Genomic DNA, 824 nt, shown 5'->3' with positions numbered 1-824 from the left:
GCAAAGGTCGCGGTGTAAGTGATGTCACCGCCTTCAACTACAGAGGCTTTATCAGCAGTCAGCGAAACCGTGGTGTTGTCGATCGAATCGGTAATCGAAGTGACGGCCGCTTTCGGATCGGTAACCAGGTTCTCAAAGTTACCGCCTTCGGTTTTGGCGATGGTGGTGCTGACGGTGGAACCGTTGTTGTAGACGTCGTTAGCTGGGGTGTGGAAAACCGTCGAGCCTGCGGAGTCGCCGGCTTTGATGGTGATGGTTTGGCCATTGCTCAGCGTGACGGTAACGTCAGTTTGCGCTTTGTTGGTCAAGGTTGCGGTGTAAGTGATGTCACCGCCTTCAACTACAGAGGCTTTATCTGCACTCAGCGAAACCGTGGTGTTGTCGATCGAATCAGTGATGGCTGTTTCAGCTGCCTTCGGATCGGTAACCAGATTCTCAAAGTTGCCGCCTTCGGTCTTCGCGATGGTGGTGCTGACAGTCGAACCGTTGTTGTAGACGTCGTTGGCTGGAGTGTTGAACACAGTCGAGCCTGTGGTCTCACCGGCTTTAATAGTGATCGTCTGACCGTTCGAAAGCGTCACGGTAACGTCGGTTTGCGCCTTGTTGGTCAAGGTAGCGGTGTAAGTGATGTCGCCGCCTTCAACCACGGAGGCTTTATCAGCACTCAGAGAAACCGTGGTGTTGTCGATCGAGTCGGTAATCGAAGTGACGGCCGCTTTTGGATCGGTAACCAGGTTCTCGAAGTTACCGCCTTCGGTTTTGGCGATAGTGGTGCTGACCGTGCTGCCGTTGTTATAGACGTCGTTGGCTGGTGTGTTGAACAC

General features: G+C 53.6%; 1 protein-coding gene. It reads right to left on the bottom strand.

Going from position 1 to position 824, the window contains the following annotated elements; translation table 11 throughout:
• A partial coding sequence (locus AOA59_RS00710; RefSeq protein ID WP_143522741.1) for an immunoglobulin-like domain-containing protein occupies positions 1–824 on the bottom strand: 824 nt, incomplete at both ends.

It is taken from the genome of Pseudomonas sp. 2822-15, assembly GCF_002742515.1.
Lineage (GTDB): Bacteria > Pseudomonadota > Gammaproteobacteria > Pseudomonadales > Pseudomonadaceae > Aquipseudomonas > Aquipseudomonas salomonii.
The sequence above is the reverse complement of the archived record's forward strand: the minus strand, read 5'-3'. Positions and strand labels throughout refer to the sequence as shown.